Origin of the sequence: Desulfatitalea tepidiphila, assembly GCF_001293685.1 — a bacterium.
Lineage (GTDB): Bacteria > Desulfobacterota > Desulfobacteria > Desulfobacterales > Desulfosarcinaceae > Desulfatitalea > Desulfatitalea tepidiphila.
Window position 1 is genome coordinate 218,961 of the sequence record NZ_BCAG01000001.1, and the last position, 21,047, is coordinate 240,007.

Genomic DNA, 21,047 nt, shown 5'->3' on the forward strand with positions numbered 1-21,047 from the left:
TTATGGGCAAGCGTATCATTGTCGACCCGATTACCCGAATTGAGGGCCATCTGAGGATCGAAGTCGAGATCGAGGGTGGCCATGTGGTGGATGCCTGGAGTTCGGGGCAGATGTTCCGGGGCATCGAGATGATTCTCAAAGGCCGCGACCCCCGTGACGCGCACCATTTTGTGCAGCGCTCCTGCGGCGTCTGTACCTATGTTCACGCCATTGCCTCAGTGCGGGCGGTGGATGACGCCTTCAATGTGAAGATTCCCAAAAATGCACGTTTGATCCGCAACATGTTGCACGGCGCTCAGTACCTGCACGACCATCTGGTTCATTTCTATCACCTGCATGCCCTGGACTGGGTCGATGTGGTCAGCGCACTGCAGGCCGATCCCCAGAAGACGGCGGCCCTGGCCGACAGTGTCTCCGGGGCCGATGTGGGCGGCGCGGTCTACTTCAAGTCGGTCCAGCAACGGCTCAAGACCTTCGTCGAGAGCGGCCAGCTGGGCCCCTTTGCCAATGCTTACTGGGGCCATTCGGCCTACAAGCTGCCGCCTGAGGCGAACCTGATGGCCTGCGCCCACTACATCGAGGCCCTGCGCCTCCAGGCCCGTACGGCCCGTCTGCACGCCATTTTCGGAGGCAAGAACCCCCATCCTCAGTCCCTGGTCGTGGGCGGCGTGACGTGCCAAGCCAGCCTCACTGCGGACCATATCGCCGAGTTCCTTTACGTGACCAAAGAGACCCAGGCCTTCGTCAAGAACGTTTACCTGCCCGACCTGCTGGCCGTGGCCTCGTTCTACAAAGATTGGGGCGGCATTGGCGGCACCCGTAACTTCCTGGCCTATGGCGATTTTCCCCTGACCGAAAAGGAGCCGGAAAGTCTCTATTTGCCGCGGGGCGTGATCATGAAGCGCGATTTGGGCAAGGTCGACATGGTGGATCAGGCCAAAATCACCGAGGACGTGACCCGTTCCTGGTACGAGCCCGGATCCCCCAAGCATCCATACGAGGGAGAGACCAAGCCGCTGGCCGAAGATCCAAAGTACGAACCATCCAAAGGCAAATACTCCTGGCTCAAGGCGCCGCGTTATGACGGGGCGTCCTGCGAGGTGGGGCCGCTGGCCCGCGTACTCGTGGCCTACGGAAAGGGGCACAAGGACATCAAGCCCCTGGTCGACAAGGCGTTGACCCAACTTTCGATTCCGGCCACCGCCCTCTTTTCCACCCTGGGTCGCACCGCGGCTCGCTGCATCGAGACCGTAGCCATCGGCGACGCTCTGCAGGAGTGGACCATGGAGCTGGTAGAAAACATCAAGAGCGGCGACACCAAGACCTATGAGCCTTATGAAATTCCCGAGAGCGGACGGGGCGTGGGGCTCAACGACGTACCCCGCGGCGCCCTCGGGCACTGGGTGGATGTAAAGGACAAGAAGATCCACAACTACCAATATGTAGTGCCCTCCACCTGGAACCTGAGCCCCCGGGACGGCAAGAACCAGCGCAGCCCGGTGGAAGAGGCCCTGATCGGCACCCCCATCGCCGATCCCAAGAAACCCTTGGAGATCCTGCGGACCGTGCACTCTTTCGATCCGTGCATCGCTTGTGCGGTACATGTCATCGATCCGCACTCCAACGAGGTGTATAAGGTCAACGTGATCTAACTATCACCGATAGGGCTCCTGTTTGCGTCATCTACGCATCGGGAGCCCTTTTTTTTGTCCCAGATGGAGTGGCCATGGCGCATATCGTCATCATAGGGCTCGGCTGCACGCTTTTCGGGGATCAGGGATTCGGCGTGCACCTGGTGAACGAGCTGGACCATCGATTTGTCTTTCCCGATGGCGTCCGCCTGATCGACGGCGGCACCATCGGGGTCCACCTGGTGGGCACCCTGGCTGGCGCCGACCATGTGATCGCCGTGGATATCCTCCGCCGGGGTGGGGCGCCGGGCGCGGTTTACCGGCTCGACGAACCGCAGATCATCGATCGGCTGAAGAGTCCGGACCATATTCTCCAAGAGGCATTCATCGAAGCGCTGATCCACTGCCGTCTGCTCGATCGACCGCCCCATGTCGTATTATTGGGCGTAGAACCAGATGATGACCGGACCTTCGGAAGCCACCTGACACCATCGTTGGCGGACAAGTTAGATAAGATGATCGCCATGGTGCTGAATGAACTGGATGGGTTGGGGGTGGAGTATGAAAGAAGAGCATAGGAGTTTAAAGTTTAAAGATTTAAGTGGGAAGTGAAGGAAGGGTTTCTGATTGAATGGGGACAATGATGAACGACACGGATAGGCCGCGGATCACGGTCCTGGGGCTGGGCAACATTCTGCTGCGCGACGAGGGATTGGGAGTACGGGCGGTGGAGCGGCTCGCCGAACAATATGATTTCGATGACAATGTCCAGGTGCTCGACGGTGGGGTTCTGGGCATGCGCCTCATGGGCATCGTGGCGGCTTGCGATGTGTTGATCGTCGTGGATGCGGTTCAAAACCAGGGAGCGGCGGGAACGCTTTACCGCCTGGCAGGCGACCAGGTTCCCCGTCGCGTGTTGGCCAAGCACTCCCTGCATCAATTGGATTTTCCAGAAGTCCTGGCCTTGTGCGGTATGATCGATCATCACCCCGAAACCATCGTGATCGGGATGGAGCCAGAGGATATCGCCACCATGGACACTACTCTGACGCCGGTCGTGGCGGCCAACATGGATAGGTTGACGCAGATGGTGCTGGCCGAACTGGACCGGGTGGGGGGCGGTTATGTCACCAAACCGAACCTCTGGCAAAATGGCGTCTGATGATATATGACCATATTGATGTTTGAAACGACCTTTCCCAAGGTGGGGGGTAGACAATTATGTGCCTCGCGATACCGTCCCGGATTACCCATATCGAGGACCAGATCGCCACGATCGATGTGGCCGGGGTCCGGCGGCAGGCCAGCCTGCTCTTGCTCGAGGATGCCCGGATCGGAGATTTCGTCATCGTCCATGCCGGTTTTGCCATCCAGAAGCTCGATGCCGACGCGGCCCAGGAGACCCTGATGCTGCTGCGGAAGGCAGCCGAGCGGGCCGAAAGGGACGATGAGTTCGATTGATGCACACCGGTACCATTGCACGCCAGATCGACATTAACGGCATCGTCCAGGGCGTGGGTTTTCGGCCGTGCGTCTATCGTCTGGCACGGCGAAGGGGATTGCGCGGCGAGGTGGCCAACACGGCCCGGGGCGTGACGGTCCTGATCGAGGGGCCGGACGCCGACGTCGATGGTTTCGTGGCCGACCTGCAGCGCGAAAAACCGCCCCTGGCGCATATCGTGGAGATATCCCAATCGGATCGGCCGGTGGCCGGTCATACCGACTTCAAGATCGTGTCCAGCAAGGGAGAAGCCTCCCGCGCCACCCTGGTCTCCCCCGATGTGGCGGTGTGCGACGACTGCCTGCGGGAGCTGTTCGACCCGGCCGACCGGCGTTTCGGCTATCCGTTCATCAACTGCACCAATTGCGGTCCGCGCTACACAATCATCGATGACATCCCCTATGACCGGGCCAGGACCGCCATGCGCGGATTTACCATGTGCCCCCACTGCCAGGCCGAATACGACGACCCCAACGACCGCCGCTACCACGCCCAGCCCAATGCGTGCCCGGTGTGCGGGCCGCGGGTCGCCCTCTTCGATGCCCGTCGCAATCCCCTGCCAGACGCAGATCCCATCGCCCGAGCGGCCGAGCTGATCCGGCAGGGCTTCATCGTGGCCATCAAGGGGCTGGGGGGATTCCATCTGGCGGTGGATGCCTGCAACGACGATGCTGCAGCCCGGCTGCGTGAGCGCAAGCACCGGGAAGAGAAACCGTTGGCCGTGATGGCGCCCGATCTGGACACGGTTGCCGCGTTGGCCCACGTGACCCCGGACGACGCAGCCCTGCTGAGCAGCATCCAGCGCCCCATCGTGCTGCTGCCCAAGCGGTTGCCCGAACGGCTGGCCTTCTCCGTGGCCCCCCGCAATCACTACTATGGAGTGATGCTGCCCTACACCCCCCTGCACCATCTGCTCATGGCGCATGGATTCACTGCCGTGGTGATGACCAGCGGCAACCTGAGCGAAGAGCCCATCGCCATCGACAACGACGAAGCCTTCGAACGGCTGGGAACCATCGTCGATTATTTCCTGGTACATGACCGGCCGATCCGGCTGCGCAGCGACGACAGCATCGTGCGCCGTTCGGGCGGCCGCACCCGGCCCTTGCGGCGCTCCAGGGGATTTGTGCCGGTGCCGGTATTTTTGAAAAAAGGGATGCCCATGGTCCTGGCATGCGGCGCGGAGCTGAAAAACACCGTCTGTCTGACCAAGGGCAACCAGGCCTTCGTCAGCCAGCACGTCGGCGACCTGGAAAACCTGGCCACCGAAGATTTCTTCCGCCTGACCATCGACCATCTCCAGCGCATACTGGACGTCTCCCCCCGCGTATTGGCCTGCGATCTGCATCCCGATTACCTGAGCACACGCTGGGCCTTGTCCCAGAAGGCGTTGCCCGTGGTCCAGGTGCAACACCATCATGCCCACGTCGCCGCCTGCATGGCCGAGCACCACCTCGAAGGATCGGTCATTGGTCTCGCTTTCGACGGCACCGGATATGGGACGGACGCCAATCTCTGGGGCGGCGAGGCGCTCCTGGCCGACGCCGGTGATTACCGGCGCGCGGTCCATTTGGCCTATGTGCCCATGCCGGGGGCCGCGGCGGCCATCAAGGCACCCTGGCGGCTGGGTTTGGCCTACCTGCACCACGCCTATGGGGAAGCGATGTGGGACCTGGGGCTGCCTTTCCTGCAGGGGGTGGCCGCCGATTCGGCGCGCACCGTGGTCCAGATGGCCGTCCAGCGTATCAATGCCCCCCTCACCTCCAGCCTGGGACGGCTCTTCGATGCCGTGGCCGCCATCATCGGTTTACGGCATGACGTGGCCTACGAGGGGCAGGCGGCCCTGGAGCTGGAGATGATCGCCGACGGTCGTGAACAGGGGGCCTATCCCTTCGAATGGTCGGACGGACCGGTCAAGGTGGTGGCCGTAAGTCCCATTATTCAGGGGGTAGTGGATGATATCCTCGCCGGGGTGCCGGCGTTTGTCATCAGTCGAAGATTTCACGACACCCTGATTGCCCTGTGGGCCGCTCTTTGCGATGCCTTGCGCGGCGAGACCGGCCTGGAGCGGGTGGTGCTCAGCGGGGGGTGTTTCCAGAACGTGCTGCTGCTCGAAGGGCTCTCGGCACAACTGAAAGCGAGCGGGTTTTCAGTATACAGCCACGAACAGGTGCCGACCAACGACGGCGGGATTTCGCTGGGGCAGGCGGTGGTGGCCGGCATGCGGCTGGCGGAGATTTCAGGATAGGCGTTGGCCAGTGCTACATAAGAGGATTTTCGATATGAAGGACCAACTGTCCCAGTTCGGCGAGGCGTTTCGCGATCCGCAACTGGCCCGGAGCATGGTGACCCAGTTGAAAACCAGTGCCCGGACCCCCATGCGCATCATGGAGGTGTGCGGCACCCATACCATGGCCATCTTCCGCCACGGCATCCGCGCCCTGCTGCCGCCGACGGTCACGCTGCTCTCCGGACCGGGGTGCCCGGTTTGCGTCACCGACCAGAACGACATCGACGGCTTCATCGCCCTGGCCCAGCGCGAGGAGGTGATCGTGGCCACCTTCGGCGATCTGATGCGCGTGCCGGGCACCTATACCTCCTTGCAGTGCGAGAAGGCCGAAGGCGCCGATGTGCGCGTGGTCTATTCGCCCATGGATGCCGTGCAACTGGCCCAGGAGCATCCCGACCGGACGGTGGTTTTCCTGGGCGTTGGATTTGAAACCACGACGCCCACCATCGCTGCGGCGATCCTCACCGCCCAACAGTTGAAACTGTCCAATTTTTGCGTCTACTCGGCCCACAAGACCGTTCCCCAGGCCCTGGCGGCGCTCATGAAGCATCCCCAGGTGCGCATCGACGGCTTTTTGCTGCCCGGCCATGTGTCGGTGATCATCGGCATGGAGGCCTACCGGCCCTTTTTCGAGGCTCATGCCACACCCTGCGCGGCGGCCGGGTTCGAACCGCTCGACATCCTGCAGGGGCTGCTGATGCTGGCCCGGCAGATCGAGGCGGGCCGGCCGGCTTTGGAAAACGCCTACCCGCGAGCCGTTACCGAAGCCGGCAACCCCAAGGCCCGGGCGATCATGAATCAGGTGTTCGTCGCCTGCGACGCCCGCTGGCGGGGCCTGGGCGAGATCGCCGGCAGCGGATTGGCCATCCGGCCGGAATTTTCCCAATTCGATGCGGCCCGGCGCTTCAAGATCGCCGTGGTAGACATGCCGCCGCCCAAGGGATGCGCCTGCGGAGAGATCCTGACCGGCATCAAGACGCCCCCCGAGTGCCCCATGTTTCGCAAACGCTGCACCCCCATGGATCCGGTGGGGCCCTGCATGGTGTCGAGCGAGGGGACGTGCGCGGCCTATTATCGGTACAGTAGTTGAATCCGTCCATGCGGGTTGCGCGGGCCGAGGGGAAAAAGAGAAGAATGAAAAGAGTATGAAAGTATGAAAGTTAAGGTATGCTGTCGATAGGATGGTTATGGTATAAAATGGGGCGGAGAGGGCGTTTCTTAAGATGAAAAGCGACAAGATTCTTCTCGATCACGGAAGCGGCGGCAAGTTGGCCCACCAGTTGACCACCGAGGTCCTGATGCCGATGTTCAACAACCCTTTCCTGGCCCAACTGCACGATGGGGCGGTTTTTGAAGTCGACAACGGCCGGCTGGCCTTTTCCACCGACACCTTCGTGGTCGATCCGATCTTTTTCCCCGGCGGCAACATCGGCGACCTGGCGGTCAACGGAACGGTCAACGACCTGGCCATGTGCGGGGCGGTGCCGCGCTATCTGAGCATGGGCCTGATCCTGGAAGAGGGATTGACCTTCGCCGACCTGAAGCGGGTGCTGGAAAGCGTCCGCACGGCGCTCGATCGGGCCGGTGTGCTCCTGGTGACCGGCGACACCAAGGTGGTGCCCCGGGGTGCGGCGGACCGGTTGTTCATCAACACCTCGGGCATCGGCGTGGTGCCCGAAGGCGTCACCATCGGCGCCACCGGGGCGCAGATCGGCGACGCCGTCATCCTGAGCGGCAACATGGCCGATCACGGTATCGCCGTGTTGACCCAGCGTGAGGGATTGCGCTTCGAATCGGGTGTGACCAGCGATACGGCGCCGCTCAATGGCCTGGTCCAGGCGATTCTCGCGGTGTGCCCTCAGGTGCACGTGTTACGCGATCCCACTCGGGGCGGCGTGGGCACGGCGCTCAACGAGATCGCGCTGCAGTCCGGGGTGGGGGTCGTGCTCGAAGAAGCGAAGCTGCCCGTGTCGCCGGCCGTGGCCGGTATCTGCGACCTGCTGGGTTTCGATCCGATCTATCTGGCCAACGAGGGCAAGCTGCTCTGTTTCGTGCCGGCCGGGCAGGCCGAAGCGGTACTGGCCGCCATGCGCGAGCATGAATTCGGGCGGCAGGCGTGCATCATCGGCCGCACGGTGTCCGATCATGCCGGCCGCGTGGTGATGCAGACGGCCATCGGCGGCCAGCGCATCGTGGATATGCTGGCCGGCGAGCAGTTGCCGAGGATATGTTGATCCGGCAAAGCCGGAAAGGATAGTGTAAAGTTTGAAGTTTAAAGTGAAGGAATGCTGTCGATCTTTATGGATGTGGATCGTAACGGGAGAGTGTTGAAGGGATTGGGCGTGCGTGGCCCCATCCGGTCTGTTGTGCTGGTTTTACTCCTTTTACTCGTCGCTTGCAGTGGGCAGAAGGAATATCGCATCGCCGGCCGGACCATGGGGACCACCTACCACATCAAGTTCGTGGGTAACCGGTCCGTGGACGTGGCGGCGGTGCAGGCCAGCGTGGATGCCTGCCTGGAGGAGATCAACCAGAGCATGTCGACCTACAGGCCGGACAGCGAGATCAGCCGTTTCAACGCATTCGGCGAGGTCAACCGCCCCTTTGCCGTATCGGCCGATTTCTGGAAGGTGATGGTGACGGCCCGGGATATCTATCGGCTGACCGGCGGAGCATGGGACGGTACGGTCGATCCCCTGGTGAACCTGTGGGGATTCGGCAAGGCCGGCCCCCTGGAGAAGATGCCCGCGGCCGACGAGGTGGCGCGAATACGCGGGCAGGTCGGTTTCGATCTCATCGGGGTTGGCGGTACACCCGTTCTGATCAAGAAGGTGGCCGCTGTCTCCGTGGATCTGGCCTCCATCGCCAAGGGATATGGAGTGGACCGGGTTGCCAGTGTATTGCGATCGTCGGGTTTTGTCGATTACCTGGTGGAGGTGGGCGGCGAAGTATTCGCCGCCGGCCGGCGTCTGGACGGCAAGCCCTGGCGGGTGGGGATCAACCGGCCGCGTCCCGAAGCCGCAGCCGAAGAGGTTTACAAGGTGGTGGCCCTGCAGAACAATGCCCTGGCCACCAGCGGCGATTACCGCAATTTTTACGAGATCGACGGCCGGATTTACTCGCACATCATCGATCCGCGCACCGGCTATCCGCTTGAAAACGGGGTGGTGAGCGCCACGGTGGTGGCGGACTCCTGCACCCTGGCCGACGGATTGGCCACGGCCGTGATGATTCTGGGGCCGGAAAAGGGAATCGCCCTGATCGATGCATTGACGGGCGTCGAGGCATTGATCGTGGTGCGCCATGCGGACGGCCGTTTCTCGGATCATTTCAGCCAGGGGATGGAACGCTTTTTCGCCGATTAGATAGTGTCCATTTACCTCTCATCTCATCCTGTTGCGTGGAAAATTGCCGCCGCAGTTCAAATTGAATGTGATTCCCCCTGAAGGGTATGCTTCCCTGAGGTTGCCTGACAAAATTCGCATTGCACCGATCATGGCAGGCACGGATTGGGCAGGTGGCCAGGGCCACGTGAGCCTGCGGTCGTAGTGCGGGTTGAATGCAAACGGCGGGCAAGCGGCCCAGACTGTTTGAGCGCAGCGAGTATCTGGGCCGCCCGCCGTGCATTTTACCGGCACTTGACCGCTTGGCGTGTGGCATCGGCCACCTGCCCCATCCGCGCCGGGTTTAAAAATAGCATTGATCTGGAATCGCTGTTGAGGCCGCTTTGGCGTTGACTTTGTATTTTTACTCTTATAAGTAATCCCAAGCTTAACCCTATCTTAATGATATGAATCACTTATAGCCCCAAAAGGAAGGAGCGGACAGTGGAGATCTTAGTCTTAGTCAAACAGGTCCCGGCAACCGAATCGATGATCGCCATCGCCGGTGACGGGGTATCCATCAAGACCGATGGTATCAAATTCGTGATGAATCCCTACGATGAACTGGCCGTGGAAGAGGCCTTGAAGATTCGCGAAGCCCAAGGCGGCACGGTTACCATTCTTTCCGTGGGCCCGGCCAAGGCAGCCGAAGCGATCCGGACGGGCCTGGCCATGGGCGCGGACAAGGGCATTCTCATCGATCCCGGCGACCTGGCCATCGACGGGCTGGGCACGGCCAAACTGCTGGCCGCCGCCATCAAGCCGCTCGCTTACGACCTCATCGTGGCCGGCCACCGGGCCGTGGACGACGACAACTTCCAGGTGGCCACGGCCCTGGCCGAACTGCTGGCCATTCCCAATATATCCATGGTCATCAAACAGGAACTGGCCGACGGCAAGATCCGCTGCCTGTGTACGGTCGAAGGCGGCACCAAGGAAGTGGAGGCCCCCCTGCCGGCGCTGATCGCCGCCCAGCGGGGTCTCAACGATCCGCGCTACGCCAGTCTGCCCGGCATCATGAAGGCCAAGAAGAAACCCCTGGAAACCAAGACGCCGGCCGATCTCGGCCTGGCCGCCGCCGATCTGCAGCCGCTGATGAAGGTCAAGGCGCTCAAGGCGCCGGCCGAGCGTAAGGGCGGACGCATCATTGAAGGCGATTCGGTTCAGGCCAAAGCCGCCCAACTGGCGCGGCTGCTGCGTGAAGAAGCAAAGGTGATTTAGATAAAAAGGAGCCTATCATGACGCAACATGTCTTAGTGATTGCAGAGCAGGTGGAGGGGGTCTTTCGCAAGGTGACGTTCGAAGTGCTGTCCGCCGGTCGACGGTTGGCCGGCCAGCTGGGCGGCAGCGTCCAGGCGGTGGTGCTGGGCAGCGGCATCGAAGGTTTGGCGGCCGAATTGGGAAAATATGGCGCCGAAAAGGTTTTCGTGGCCGATGACCCGGCCCTGGCCGATTTTACGACCGAGGCATATACCAACGCCCTGGCCGGCCTGGTCGGACAGATCCAGCCGGCCGTGATTCTGCTGGGTGCCACGACCCAGGGCAAGGACCTGGGCGCACGGTTGTCCGCCCGGCTCAATGCCGCGCTAGCCACCGATGCGGTCGGCCTGGGCGTGGATGGCGGCCAGGTGGTGGCCACCCGGCCCATGTACGGCGGGAAGGTGCTGGCCGATGTGGTGCTCACCGGAGCACCGGCCATCGTTTCGGTGCGCCCCAATACCCAGGCCGTCGAGTCGGCCGCCGGCGCCGGCGCGGTGGAAAAGGCGGCGGTGACATTGGGCGACCTGCGCTCCAAGGTGGTGGGCAAGCAGTTCGAGTCCGGAAAGGTGGATCTGACCGAGGCCGATGCGGTGGTCACCGGCGGACGCGGCATGGGCGGAGCCGATTATTCGGCCGTCGAAGCCCTGGCCGGGGTGCTGGGCGCCGCCGTGGGCGCATCGCGTTCGGCGGTGGACGAGGGGTGGCGTCCCGCTTCCGACCAGGTCGGCCAGACCGGCAAGACCGTTTCTCCCAATCTTTACGTCGCCTGCGGCGTATCCGGCGCCATCCAGCACCTGGCCGGCATGTCGTCGTCCAAGGTGATCGTGGCCATCAACAAGGATCCCGAGGCGCCGATCATCGCCAAGGCCGATTATGCCATCGTGGGAGACCTGTTCGAGGTGTTGCCGGCCCTGACCGAGGAGATCAAAAAGATCAAGGGATGACCATGGAAGGGCGATTGCCGTCTTGCCATCCCCGTCGGATTCAGGTAGATGCGAAAGGCTGCCCTTTAGGGGGTGGCCTTTTAAGTTGTGCCCATCCACCGGCCCGGTTGAGGAAAAAGTGATGGGAAGTGAAGGGAAAAAGTATGAAAGTCGGAAAGTATGAAAGTGAAGGAATGTCGTCGATTTGATTGATGGCTTTATGGTTATTTCCTGCCATATAATGACGGCACCGTAAAAGGTCTGGAATTTGCTTTTTCCGTCATCCCGGCGGAAGCCGGGAACCATTATTTCCAATAAATTCTGGATGCCGGAGCAAGTCCGCCATGACACCTTTGGGACTTTTTACGAGTTCATCAATCGATAGAATTCCTTAACTTTCATGCTTTCTTACTTTAAATTTTCCAATTGTTTATGTCTATTTGGTCAGGACCGCTGCGCAATCATCTATAAATGCCAAGGTCAGCGATACGATGAACGTATTCCTCGAAAGTCTGGGCTGTGCCCGCAACCAGGTGGACAGCGAAACCATGCTGGCCCGCCTGCGTTCGGCGGGGGTGGAGATCACCGACGATCCGTCCACGGCCGACACCATCGTGGTCAACACCTGCGCCTTCATCCAGGCGGCGACCGACGAGGCCATCGATACGATCCTGACCCTGGCGCGCTATAAAGAAACCGGGCGCTGCCGCCGCCTGATCGTGGCCGGTTGCCTGCCCGAGCGCTACCGCGAACCGATCGTCGAGGCGCTGCCGGAGGTGGATCTCTTCCTGGGCACCGGCGCCTACGACCGCATCGTGGCGGCCGTCAGGGGCGGCTTGGCCGCCGGAAATTGCCTGTTGCCCGATCCGGAGAGCGTGGATGCGCGGCTGCCAGCCGAGCGGATACCCCTGGCCGCCCACAGCGCATATTTGAAGGTCGCCGAGGGGTGCAGCCGGCACTGCACCTACTGCATCATTCCCAAGTTGCGCGGCCGCCAGCACAGCCGCCCCCTGGCCACCCTGCTCGAAGAGGCGCGTGGGTTGATCGCCGGCGGTGCCCGGGAGATCACCCTAGTGGCCCAGGAGAGCACGGCCTATGGCCGGGACCTGGCGCCGCCCGTCGATCTGGCCGCGCTGCTGCATCCCCTGGCCGAACTGGACCGGTCGGTGTGGATCCGGGTGATGTACGGCCATCCGGCGAGCATCTCCGCCGAGACGATCGCGGCCCTGGCCGATCACGACAACCTGTGCCCCTACCTGGACATTCCGATCCAGCATGCCGCCGCCGGGGTGCTCAAACGCATGGGGCGAGGCTACCAGGAGCAGGATCTGTTGACGCTCTTCGACCGCGTCCGGCGGCAGGTGCCGGACGTGGCCCTGCGCACCACCGTGCTGGTGGGCTTTCCCGGCGAGACCGATGCCGACTTCCAACAGCTCAAGGCGTTCGTCGAGCGGGTCGGTTTCGATCACCTGGGGGTCTTCGCCTATTCGGACGGTGAGGATCTGCCCGCCCACCGGCTCGATCACCACGTGGGGCGGCGGGTGGCCCAGTCGCGGCTGGACGAGTTGGTGGCCCTGCAGCGGGATATTTCGGCCCGCAATCTGACCCGCTATCTGGGGCGCACCCTGGATGTGCTCATCGAGACGCGCGAGGCGGACGGGTATTGGACGGGCCGCACCCTGTACCAGGCGCCGGAGGTTGACGGCGTCACCTTTGTCCGTCCGCCGCCGGATGCCGTCGGGTTGGCCGTCGGCGCGAGGGTGCCGGTGCGTATCGTCGAAGCCATGGATTACGATTTGACCGCAGAGGTGTCATGAGCGATCTCAAACGCAAAATTCTCTCGGCCGTGGCTGATGAGCTCAAGCTGATCGAACAGGCCTTGGCCGATCATCTCCATCCCCATTTCGATCTGGTGGCCCAGGTGGCCGGTCATCTGCTCTTTGCCGGCGGCAAGCGCCTGCGGCCCCTGTTGATGATGCGCTCGGCACGCCTCTGCAGGTGCGACAGGGACGATCTGTCCCAGTTCGCGATCATTTTCGAATACCTGCACGCCGCCACGCTGATGCATGACGATGTGGTGGATGGCGCCCGGTTGCGCCGCGGCAGACCGGCCGCCCATCATGTGTGGGATCCGCCCACCGCCGTGCTGACCGGCGATTTCCTGCTGGCCCGCTCGCTCTCTCTGGCGGCCCGCACGCGCTTGCCCGAGGTGATCGACGTGATTGCCGGGATCACCGAGCAGATGTCCCAGGGCGAGATCCGGCAGTTGGCCCACAAGGGGGATGTCACCTTGGACGAAACGGTCTATCTGGACGTGATCCGCTGCAAAACCGCCGTGCTGTTTCAGGGCGCCTGCCGCACGGGCGCCCTGATCGCCGGGGCGCCCGCGTCGCTCTGCGACGCCCTGGATGACTATGGGTTTCACCTGGGCATGGCCTTTCAGATGGCCGACGACCTGCTCGACTACACCCAGGAGACCGCTGCCCTGGGCAAGGCGGCCGGTGCCGATTTGCGCGAGGGCAAGTTGACCTTGCCCGTGATTCGAACCCTTTCCAGGGCAGATCACCGGCAAAGGGAGTGGATCGAGGCCCTGGTCCGCGATCCGGAGTTCACGCCGGCCGATTTTGACCGGTTGGTCGATTTGATGCGGATGCACGGCGGCATCGAAGATACCCGTCAATCCGCTGCAATCCACATCCGGCGGGCCAAATCGGCCCTGTCGGGCTTCGAGGACGGTCCCCACCGGGCCTTGTTGGCCGATATCGCCGATTATGCCTGGGCGCGGACCGCATGAGGCGGCGGGCATCTTTTGGGTGCCGATGGTCGGCCCGTCGTGATATGGTGGGTCATTACGGCTCAACTGCAGAAAAAGGAGGCGTCGTGCGAAAAGCAATGGTGCTCTTAGGATGGATGGCGCTGCTGGTCATGATGGCCGCCGTTCCGCCTTCCCCGGGTTTCGCCCAATCGGATGCGGCCTCGGGCTTGGTCCATGTGATCGGTACCAGTCAGATCCGGGGAGGTGACATGCCGGCCGCCCGTCAGGAGGCAATCGAAGAGGGATTGGTCACGGCGGTCAGCCGGGTCCTCATCGATCTATTGCCGGCCGAAAGCGTCGCCGGTAATTTCCAGGTGATCAACGAATCGATTCTAAACCACAAAGATCAGTTCATCCAGGATTACAAGGTGCTGGCCGAATCCCAGCTGGGCGGCACCTACCGTCTCATCGTGGCGGCCAATGTTTCCGTGGCCCGGCTCGACGGAGCGGTCAAAAATGCCGGCATCCGTCTGGGAAAGGTGAGCTTCCCGCGCGTGCTGGTGTGCATCGCCGAGCAGGGCGCCGAAGACCTTTCACAGGATTATTGGTGGAGTGGACAGCAACCGTTGACCGACCGTGTTGCGACGGATGCAGTGACCCGGGCGTTGCTCCAGGCCGGTTTCAAGGTCGTTCAGCCTCAAGTGGTGCCCGGCGCCGCCATGCTGCCGGCCCAGTTGAGTCTGGCCCAGGCGCAGGCGCTGGGGCAGCAACAAGACGCCGAAGTGGTGGTGGTCGGCCTGGCCTCGGCCGAAGCGGCGGACACCGGGACCGGCAGCCTGGGCCAGTCCAGTGGTTCGGTGGCGGTCCGGGCCGTGCGCGTGGAAGACGGCCGGTTGCTGGCCGATATTCGCGAGAGCGCCCGTTCGGCGGCCGCAGATCCCCAGGCCGGCAGCCGGGAGGCGATGCGCCAGGCGGCCGATCAGGCCGGTGCCGCCCTGGCCACCCGAGTGGCCGCGGCCTGGCGCCAGCAGAGCGCTGCCGCTGCCGCGATCGCCCTCACCATCGATGGGATCGGCGGCCACATCGCCGACTTTGTCAAGTTTCGCAGTGCCCTGGGCAGCATGTCGGGAGTGGACAATCTGCAGGTCAAAGAGATGATGCCCAACGCCGCCACCTTGACCGTTCAATACCAGGGACCTGCCCGGGCATTGGCCGATGCGGTCTCCAAGCTTGTTTTCGACTCCTTCGTTGTGGATATCCAGGCGGTGGAGGGCAAACACATCCGCCTGCGGTTGGCGCCGCGCTAAAGGAGTGTCTTGTTGAGACGATTCAGTTCGCCCATCAGCATCCCCAACATTTTGACCCTGGTGCGCATTCTGCTCACGCCGGTCTTTGTCATCCTGCTGTTGCGCGGACTTTATGCCTATGCGCTGGCGGTCTTTGTGTTCGCAGGCGTCAGCGATGGACTGGACGGGTTTATCGCCCGCTACTTCAACCAGCGTACGGCCTTGGGGGCCTATCTCGATCCCACGGCCGACAAACTGCTCCTGGTGTCTTCGTTCGTGACCCTGGCCGCACTGCAGGTGATTCCGGCCTGGGTGGCGGTGGTGGTCATCACGCGGGACGTCCTCATCGTGGTCGGTATCGCCATCTTCACCCTCTTCGAAAAAGCCTACGACGTGCATCCGTCCATCTGGAGCAAGTTGACGACCGCTTCGCAGCTTCTGCTGGTGGCGGCTACGCTGTTCGATCCGACCCGGGCCCGCCTGCCCGACCTGCACGCCCCGCTCATCTGGGTCACGGCCGGGGTGACCATCCTCTCGGGACTGCACTATATCTACATCGGGATGAGCATTTTGCAGGAGACGGGGGAGAGTTGAGGAGGGATCGAAGAGAAAGTTTTAAGTTTAAAGTTTTAAGTTTAAAGTGAAGGAATGCTGTCTATTCCAATAAATCGTTGCCGGACGGCGCCGTCAGGATGTGCGTTTCGCCGTGTCGGATATCCACCAAGCGGTCCAGCAACCCCTCCTTTTTCATCACCTCGCCCAGTTCCAGAGGCGGGAAGTGCACCGGTTCGTCTCCCAGGCGAAAGGTTCCCCAGTGGACCACGATCAGCTGTTTGGCGCCCAGTTGCCGGAAGGCGGTCACCGTCTCTTTCGGATCCATGTGGCTGGGCGCCATGAACCAGCGCGGCGCGTAGGCGCCGAGGTTGATGATGGCCAGATCGATGTCGAACTGCCGACCGATTTCGGAGAACCCGTCGAAAAAAGCGGTGTCGCCGGAGATGTAGATGGTTTTGCCGCCGGCGGTTTCGATGAGGTACGATCCCCAGAGGGCGCGATTGGGGCCCACCAGCGGGTTGCGCATGGTCCAGTGGTTGCAGGGCAGCAGGGTGATGTTGCGCCGGCCGTCGCTGTACATTTCATACCAGTCCAGGTGGGTGCGCTGGCGCATGCCCAGGTCATCGAATATGTCGTTGTATCCGAGCGGCGCGATCACATGGGTCTTGGGGTCGAAGTCGGCCAGGGTGGGTGTGTTGAGGTGATCGTAATGGCCATGGGTGATGAGGATGTGGTCGATGGGCGGCATCTCCCGCACGTCAAAGGCCAGGGGCGAAAAGTCCTCGATGAACCAGAACATGTCGCGAAAGACCGGGTCGACGATCAGGTGGGCGTCCTGATCCTTGATCAGTATTGAGGCATGCTTGAGAAAAGTCACCGAAACGCCGTCGCTCTTTTCCAGCTTGCGCCAGTCGACCCGCACCGGGATCAGCGGCTGCCGGTCCAGATGGGGCCCATACTCGTTCTCGGCGAACAGCTTCCAGTGCAGCAACTCGCCGAAACGCCGCCGTCTTCGGGAGTGTCCCAGCGGGTTGACGAAACGGCCGTCTTCGCCGTGGTGCGCCTTTTGAGCGGCCAGTTCCCTGAGCGAAACCCCGTCGAGTAATTTGTAGTGCAGGTCGTCCGTCCGGGACGGTTCCACCGCCGCGCGGGCCAGGCTGCCCGGAAGCATATTCAAAAGGGCCATGGCCTTGAGCCCTTGTATCGATTTTTGGAGAAAGGTTCTGCGTGCCATCATCGGGTCACCTGTATTCGATTTGCTGATCTTAAAGCTGAAACATTAAAATAGTGGTCATCGGGCCTCGGTCAATGGCCATGCTTGCGCGACGAGCCGGCCAAGAGGCCGAAAAGGTATTACTGGCTCTTGACCGCTTGGCGTGTGGCATCGGCCGCCTGTTCCACCCGGGCCGGTTTTAATGAATGGCATTCACTTGGCATCGCCGGACGCCGTGATTTGGCCTTGACAGCGATTGGGCGCAATGCTAACAAGGCCGTACTTTTAGGCACGTAGCTCAGGGGGAGAGCGCTACCCTGACACGGTAGAAGTCCGCGGTTCAAATCCGCGCGTGCCTACCATTTTAGAGCGGAAGGGTTGCGATCGGTTCGCAGCCCTTTTTCGCTTTGCGGCATCGAAAGCGCGCAGTGACCGCGGTATTGCCGGGAGGATGCGATGGGACGTCGACATCAATGCGTGTGGTGGTTATTGGCGCTGGGGTTGTGGTTGCTTTGCGGCTGTGCCAAGACGCAACTGGCCGTGCTCGCGCCCACGGATTGGACCGCCTCGGCCAGCGGCGCCTATGTCACCGATGAGGGGCGGGTGTTTTATGGCATCGGCCGCGCCTCGGGCTTGCGCAGCGCCATGCTGCTGCGGGCTACGGCGGACAACCAGGCCCAGACCGAAATGGCGCGCGTGATCAAGGGCTACCTGGCCCGGTTGTCCGCGGCGGCCGGCATGGATGCCACCGCACCTCAGGACAGACAGGCGCTCCATGACCTGGCCCAGGCCGTCCTCAGACACGCCCGCATCGTGGATCACAGCGACCTTTCCGACGCGGGCGCCGCCATGTCCCTCTGCCGTCTGGACCTGGACGCCGTTCGGCAGGTGCTGCGAAGCGATGTCATACTGGAAAACGCCTTGCAGCAGCGCATGCTGGCCGAGACGGAGCGGGTTCACGACGCCATGGTCGGCCGTCATTGACTTGACCCGCAAAACTATTTACAAGCCTTCACAGACAACGCTTCCAAATAGAGAGCCGTTTCAATGATAGACCATATCCGCGAATTGATCCTGGCCGCGGCCCGCCGGGCCCATGCCGACGGCACGCTGCCATCGGATGCCTTTCCCGACGTGGCGGTCGAGACGCCCAAGATGGACAACCACGGCGATTTTGCCACCAACTTTGCCATGCTGTCGGCCAAGGTCCAGAAAATGGCGCCCCGCCGCGTGGCCCAGGCCCTGGTGGACCACATGGTGGATCCGGACGACCACCTGGATAGAACCGAGATCGCCGGTCCCGGGTTCGTCAACTTTTTCCTCAAGCCCTCGGCCTGGCCGCCGGTGGTCGGTCGGGTGCTGTCCGAGGACCAGCGCTATGGCGCCTCCCGCATCGGCCAGGGAAAGCGGGTGCAGGTCGAGTTCGTCAGCGCCAACCCCACCGGCCCCCTGCACGTGGGCCACGGGCGCGGCGCGGCCGTGGGCGATGCGGTGGCCAACATCCTGGCCTGTTGCGGGTACGACGTTCAGCGCGAATACTACATCAACGATTCGGGCCGCCAGATCCGCACCCTGGGCCGTTCGGTGTTTTTGCGCTGCCGGGAGATGATCGGCGAAGCGGTCGAATTCCCCGAGGATTGCTACCAGGGCGACTATATCCGCGACCTGGCCCGGGAGGTGATCGATGCCAAAGGGGCCGATTTCATCCGCGGCGACGAGGACGCCGCCCTGAACCATTGCGCGCGCCACGCGGCCGACGCCATCCTGGCCGGTATCCGTGCCGACCTGGAAAACTTCGGGGTGCGCTACGACGAATGGTTCAGCGAGCAGCGCCTCTATGACGAAGGGCAGGTCGAACAGTCCCTGGAAGAGCTCAAGGCGCGCGGGGTGGTCTATGCCAAGGACCACGCCTGGTGGTTCAACACCACTGCCTACGGCGACGAAAAGGACCGCGTGGTGGTGCGCCAGAACGGCCTGACCACCTATTTCGCCTCGGATATCGCCTACCACCGCAACAAGTTCGCCCGCGGTTTCGACCGCATCATCGACGTGTGGGGCGCCGATCACCACGGCTACATCCCGCGCATGCAGGCCGCCGTGGAGGCCACCGGCCATCGCCGGGAGCAGTTCCAGGTGATCCTGGTGCAGCTGGTCAACCTGCTGCGCGGCGGCCAGCCGGTGGCCATGTCCACGCGGTCCGGCGAATTCGTGACCCTCGAAGAGGTGGTGGCCGAGGTGGGGCGCGATGCGGCCCGCTTCATCTTCCTGACCCGTGCCTATGACAGCCCCCTGGACTTCGATCTGGAGGTGGCCAAACAGCGCACCAACGACAATCCGGTCTATTATGTCCAGTATGTCCACGCCCGCATCGCCAGCATCCTGCGCAAGGCCCAAGAGAACGGCATGGCCGGGCTGCAGTGGTCGGCCGAGGCCGGCCGGCGCCTGACCGAGGCCGAGGAGATCGCCCTGATCAAGGCCCTGGACCAGTATCCCCGGGTGGTCGATACGGCCGCCGAAAACCTGGCGCCCCACCGCGTCACCTTTTTTCTCATGCAGCTGGCCGCCCTGTTCCATGCCTATTACAACAAGCATCGGGTGCTGGTGGAAGATCCGCAATTGGCCGCCGGGCGGCTCGGGTTGATCCTGGCCGTGCAGAAGGTGATCCGCAACGGGCTGGCGCTGCTGGGCGTGAGCGCGCCGGAACAGATGTAGAGGTCGGGCGGCGTGACAGACCAACAGCCCAAATTTGCCATTCAAATCACCCGCAAGGCGAGCCTGGTGTGGGCCGGGGTGCTGTTGTTCGTGATGGGATGGATGTTTGTCCTGGGTATCCTGGTCGGCCGGGGCACCGCGCCGGTTCCCCTGAAGGCCCATGCCCTGGAACAGGAGCTGCGGAACCTGAAGGCCGCCATGCTGCGGCAGCAACAGGAAGAGATCGAAACACGGGTCAATCCCGGTGACGCGCCGGCTACGGAGCTGGGGTTTTACGAGGCCCTCAAGAAGCCGCCGGCCCCCACGGCGCGGCGGATCGCGGATGCGCCCCAAGCGGTGAAAAAACCGGCGCCGGTGCTGGCAGAAAAGAAGCCGGCGGCGCCCACACCCATACCGGAACGGAAACCCGAAAAGGCTGCGCTCCCTCCGACCGTGCCCCCCGTGGCCGCCAAACCCGTGGCGGCGCCCAAAACGGTTGCCCCCGCGGCGACCGCGCCGGCCCAGAAGGAGCGCTTTGCAATTCAGGTGGGGGCCTTCAAGGATGCGGCCAGCGCCGACGGCATGGTCGACCGGTTGCGCGGCAAGGGGTATCCGGCCTACCATCTGCGCACGGAGTTGCCGGGCAAGGGGGTGTGGTACCGGGTCCGCGTGGGCGCATTTGCCGCCCGTGAAGGGGCCGAAACCATGTTGACCCGTCTGAAAGGGGACCAGGTACAGGGCATGGTGGTCACCACGCCTTGAACCGCAGATCCCCTGTTTTGGCTTTACACCGTGCCGGAAACGGGTTTAAACATCCAACACGCAGGAGCGAGGGATGAAAATCACGGCCGAACAAGTGACACATGTGGCCCGTCTGGCCCGTCTCGACATCGATGCCGCTTCGGTGGACGGACTGGCCCGGCAGATGGCCACTATCCTGGACTATGTCGATACCCTCGGCCAGGTGGACACCGAGGGGGTGCCGGCCACCGCCCATGCCATCGATCTGACCAACGCCTTCAGGGACGATACGCCCCATCGGCATCTCTCACCGGAGCAGGCCATGGCCAATGCGCCGGCCAGGGCCGAGGCCGGTTTCGTGGTGCCCAAGGTGATCGGGTGATCGCCATGGGCGACGCGAGTTTCAAGACATGCACCAAGTGCGGCGAACGGTGGGACACCCGCGAGGCATTCCTGGCCGATCCATCGCTTCACCTGATCGGATATCAGGTCAATTTCCGCAAACTCCAGACCGGCATTCTCCTGTTCAACCACAGCTGCCGCACCACGCTGGCCCTGTATGCCATCGACTTTCGGGACCTGTACGACGGACCGGTTTTTGTCGAGCGCGCCACCGGCACCGATCAGTGCCCCGGCATGTGTCTGCACCAGGAGGATCTGGGCCCCTGCCCGGCCCGGTGCGAATGCGCTTTTGTGCGTCACATCCTGCAGGTGATCAAACCGTGGCCCAAGTCTCCGACCGGCGATCAGACCCTCGTAAAGGCCGCTCGTTGATGGTTTCCACCTGACCGTTTTACAAAGATGCATCTTGACCCGGA

General features: G+C 62.6%; 20 protein-coding genes and 1 tRNA gene. 20 read left to right on the forward strand and 1 reads right to left on the reverse strand.

Annotation, left to right across the window (positions count from 1 at the left end; genetic code table 11):
• The first annotated feature begins 2 nt into the window (after window positions 1–2).
• The 14 genes from DFT_RS00970 (at window position 3) to DFT_RS01035 (ending at window position 15,623) form a co-directional block, all read left to right on the forward strand.
• Window positions 3–1,652, forward strand: coding sequence for a nickel-dependent hydrogenase large subunit (locus DFT_RS00970; RefSeq protein WP_083453244.1), 1,650 nt, complete (start codon window positions 3–5; stop codon window positions 1,650–1,652).
• A 74-nt stretch (window positions 1,653–1,726) separates the two neighbouring features.
• A complete protein-coding gene (locus DFT_RS00975) occupies window positions 1,727–2,209 on the forward strand; it encodes a hydrogenase maturation protease (protein ID WP_054029378.1) in 483 nt (160 codons plus the stop codon).
• 65 nt (window positions 2,210–2,274) lie between these two features.
• Window positions 2,275–2,793, forward strand: a complete 519-nt coding sequence (locus DFT_RS00980) for a HyaD/HybD family hydrogenase maturation endopeptidase (protein ID WP_054030041.1) — start codon at window positions 2,275–2,277, stop codon at window positions 2,791–2,793.
• Between the two features lie 59 nt (window positions 2,794–2,852).
• Window positions 2,853–3,092: a HypC/HybG/HupF family hydrogenase formation chaperone gene (locus tag DFT_RS00985; RefSeq protein WP_054029379.1), complete on the forward strand. Its 240-nt coding sequence runs from the start codon at window positions 2,853–2,855 to the stop codon at window positions 3,090–3,092.
• Window positions 3,092–5,380 carry a carbamoyltransferase HypF gene (hypF, locus tag DFT_RS00990; protein WP_054029380.1) on the forward strand — a complete coding sequence of 763 codons (2,289 nt, stop codon included), beginning with the start codon at window positions 3,092–3,094 and terminating at the stop codon, window positions 5,378–5,380. The genes DFT_RS00985 and hypF overlap by 1 nt, the downstream gene beginning before the upstream one ends.
• A 34-nt stretch (window positions 5,381–5,414) precedes the next feature.
• Entirely contained in the window at window positions 5,415–6,512 is a 1,098-nt protein-coding gene (hypD, locus tag DFT_RS00995) for a hydrogenase formation protein HypD (protein ID WP_054029381.1), read from the forward strand.
• A 133-nt stretch (window positions 6,513–6,645) separates the two neighbouring features.
• Window positions 6,646–7,656, forward strand: a complete 1,011-nt coding sequence (hypE, locus tag DFT_RS01000; protein ID WP_054029382.1) for a hydrogenase expression/formation protein HypE — start codon at window positions 6,646–6,648, stop codon at window positions 7,654–7,656.
• Between the two features lie 51 nt (window positions 7,657–7,707).
• Window positions 7,708–8,787: an FAD:protein FMN transferase gene (locus DFT_RS01005; RefSeq protein WP_054029383.1), complete on the forward strand. Its 1,080-nt coding sequence runs from the start codon at window positions 7,708–7,710 to the stop codon at window positions 8,785–8,787.
• Window positions 8,788–9,249: 462 nt separating this feature from the next.
• Window positions 9,250–10,026 carry an electron transfer flavoprotein subunit beta/FixA family protein gene (locus tag DFT_RS01010; RefSeq protein WP_054029384.1) on the forward strand — a complete coding sequence of 259 codons (777 nt, stop codon included), beginning with the start codon at window positions 9,250–9,252 and terminating at the stop codon, window positions 10,024–10,026.
• A gap of 17 nt (window positions 10,027–10,043) precedes the next feature.
• Window positions 10,044–11,009 carry an electron transfer flavoprotein subunit alpha/FixB family protein gene (locus tag DFT_RS01015; RefSeq protein WP_054029385.1) on the forward strand — a complete coding sequence of 322 codons (966 nt, stop codon included), beginning with the start codon at window positions 10,044–10,046 and terminating at the stop codon, window positions 11,007–11,009.
• A gap of 470 nt (window positions 11,010–11,479) precedes the next feature.
• The gene (gene rimO / locus DFT_RS01020; protein WP_054029386.1) at window positions 11,480–12,805 is read left to right on the forward strand and encodes a 30S ribosomal protein S12 methylthiotransferase RimO; all 1,326 of its coding nucleotides are present in this window, start codon (window positions 11,480–11,482) and stop codon (window positions 12,803–12,805) included.
• Window positions 12,802–13,782, forward strand: coding sequence for a polyprenyl synthetase family protein (locus DFT_RS01025; RefSeq protein WP_054029387.1), 981 nt, complete (start codon window positions 12,802–12,804; stop codon window positions 13,780–13,782). Before rimO ends, DFT_RS01025 begins: the two co-directional genes overlap by 4 nt.
• Before the next feature lie 86 nt (window positions 13,783–13,868).
• Window positions 13,869–15,050: a hypothetical protein gene (locus DFT_RS01030; protein WP_152971817.1), complete on the forward strand. Its 1,182-nt coding sequence runs from the start codon at window positions 13,869–13,871 to the stop codon at window positions 15,048–15,050.
• A 12-nt stretch (window positions 15,051–15,062) separates the two neighbouring features.
• Window positions 15,063–15,623, forward strand: coding sequence for a CDP-alcohol phosphatidyltransferase family protein (locus tag DFT_RS01035; RefSeq protein ID WP_054029389.1), 561 nt, complete (start codon window positions 15,063–15,065; stop codon window positions 15,621–15,623).
• Between the two features lie 61 nt (window positions 15,624–15,684).
• On the opposite strand, the gene DFT_RS01040 is transcribed toward DFT_RS01035, so the two are convergent.
• Complete coding sequence (locus DFT_RS01040; RefSeq protein ID WP_161807058.1) at window positions 15,685–16,818, reverse strand: MBL fold metallo-hydrolase; 1,134 nt, start codon at window positions 16,816–16,818, stop codon at window positions 15,685–15,687.
• Window positions 16,819–17,084: 266 nt separating this feature from the next.
• On the opposite strand from DFT_RS01040, the gene DFT_RS01045 reads away from it, so the two are divergent.
• From DFT_RS01045 to DFT_RS01070, 6 genes are all read left to right on the forward strand, one after another.
• Window positions 17,085–17,159 (forward strand) — tRNA-Val (locus tag DFT_RS01045).
• A gap of 94 nt (window positions 17,160–17,253) precedes the next feature.
• Window positions 17,254–17,781 carry a hypothetical protein gene (locus tag DFT_RS01050; protein ID WP_152971818.1) on the forward strand — a complete coding sequence of 176 codons (528 nt, stop codon included), beginning with the start codon at window positions 17,254–17,256 and terminating at the stop codon, window positions 17,779–17,781.
• A 63-nt stretch (window positions 17,782–17,844) separates the two neighbouring features.
• Window positions 17,845–19,509, forward strand: a complete 1,665-nt coding sequence (argS, locus tag DFT_RS01055) for an arginine--tRNA ligase (RefSeq protein ID WP_054029392.1) — start codon at window positions 17,845–17,847, stop codon at window positions 19,507–19,509.
• A gap of 12 nt (window positions 19,510–19,521) precedes the next feature.
• On the forward strand, window positions 19,522–20,250 hold the full coding sequence (locus DFT_RS01060) for an SPOR domain-containing protein (protein ID WP_054029393.1): 729 nt from the start codon (window positions 19,522–19,524) through the stop codon (window positions 20,248–20,250).
• 73 nt (window positions 20,251–20,323) lie between these two features.
• Window positions 20,324–20,611 (forward strand): Asp-tRNA(Asn)/Glu-tRNA(Gln) amidotransferase subunit GatC, encoded by a 288-nt coding sequence (gene gatC / locus DFT_RS01065; protein ID WP_054029394.1) that lies wholly within the window; start codon window positions 20,324–20,326, stop codon window positions 20,609–20,611.
• 5 nt (window positions 20,612–20,616) lie between these two features.
• The gene (locus DFT_RS01070; RefSeq protein ID WP_152971819.1) at window positions 20,617–21,003 is read left to right on the forward strand and encodes a hypothetical protein; all 387 of its coding nucleotides are present in this window, start codon (window positions 20,617–20,619) and stop codon (window positions 21,001–21,003) included.
• Window positions 21,004–21,047: the final 44 nt, after the last annotated feature.

Bases quoted from the DNA above. Each gene is read 5' to 3' on its own strand.
- DFT_RS00970 (WP_083453244.1), top strand. From the start codon at position 3: ATGGGCAAGCGTATCATTGTCGACCCGATTACCCGAATTGAGGGCCAT.
- DFT_RS00975 (WP_054029378.1), top strand. From the start codon at position 1,727: ATGGCGCATATCGTCATCATAGGGCTCGGCTGCACGCTTTTCGGGGAT.
- DFT_RS00980 (WP_054030041.1), top strand. From the start codon at position 2,275: ATGAACGACACGGATAGGCCGCGGATCACGGTCCTGGGGCTGGGCAAC.
- DFT_RS00985 (WP_054029379.1), top strand. From the start codon at position 2,853: ATGTGCCTCGCGATACCGTCCCGGATTACCCATATCGAGGACCAGATC.
- hypF (WP_054029380.1), top strand. From the start codon at position 3,092: ATGCACACCGGTACCATTGCACGCCAGATCGACATTAACGGCATCGTC.
- hypD (WP_054029381.1), top strand. From the start codon at position 5,415: ATGAAGGACCAACTGTCCCAGTTCGGCGAGGCGTTTCGCGATCCGCAA.
- hypE (WP_054029382.1), top strand. From the start codon at position 6,646: ATGAAAAGCGACAAGATTCTTCTCGATCACGGAAGCGGCGGCAAGTTG.
- DFT_RS01005 (WP_054029383.1), top strand. From the start codon at position 7,708: ATGCTGTCGATCTTTATGGATGTGGATCGTAACGGGAGAGTGTTGAAG.
- DFT_RS01015 (WP_054029385.1), top strand. From the start codon at position 10,044: ATGACGCAACATGTCTTAGTGATTGCAGAGCAGGTGGAGGGGGTCTTT.
- rimO (WP_054029386.1), top strand. From the start codon at position 11,480: ATGAACGTATTCCTCGAAAGTCTGGGCTGTGCCCGCAACCAGGTGGAC.
- DFT_RS01025 (WP_054029387.1), top strand. From the start codon at position 12,802: ATGAGCGATCTCAAACGCAAAATTCTCTCGGCCGTGGCTGATGAGCTC.
- DFT_RS01040 (WP_161807058.1), bottom strand. From the start codon at position 16,818: ATGGCACGCAGAACCTTTCTCCAAAAATCGATACAAGGGCTCAAGGCC.
- DFT_RS01050 (WP_152971818.1), top strand. From the start codon at position 17,254: ATGGGACGTCGACATCAATGCGTGTGGTGGTTATTGGCGCTGGGGTTG.
- argS (WP_054029392.1), top strand. From the start codon at position 17,845: ATGATAGACCATATCCGCGAATTGATCCTGGCCGCGGCCCGCCGGGCC.
- gatC (WP_054029394.1), top strand. From the start codon at position 20,324: ATGAAAATCACGGCCGAACAAGTGACACATGTGGCCCGTCTGGCCCGT.
- DFT_RS01070 (WP_152971819.1), top strand. From the start codon at position 20,617: ATGGGCGACGCGAGTTTCAAGACATGCACCAAGTGCGGCGAACGGTGG.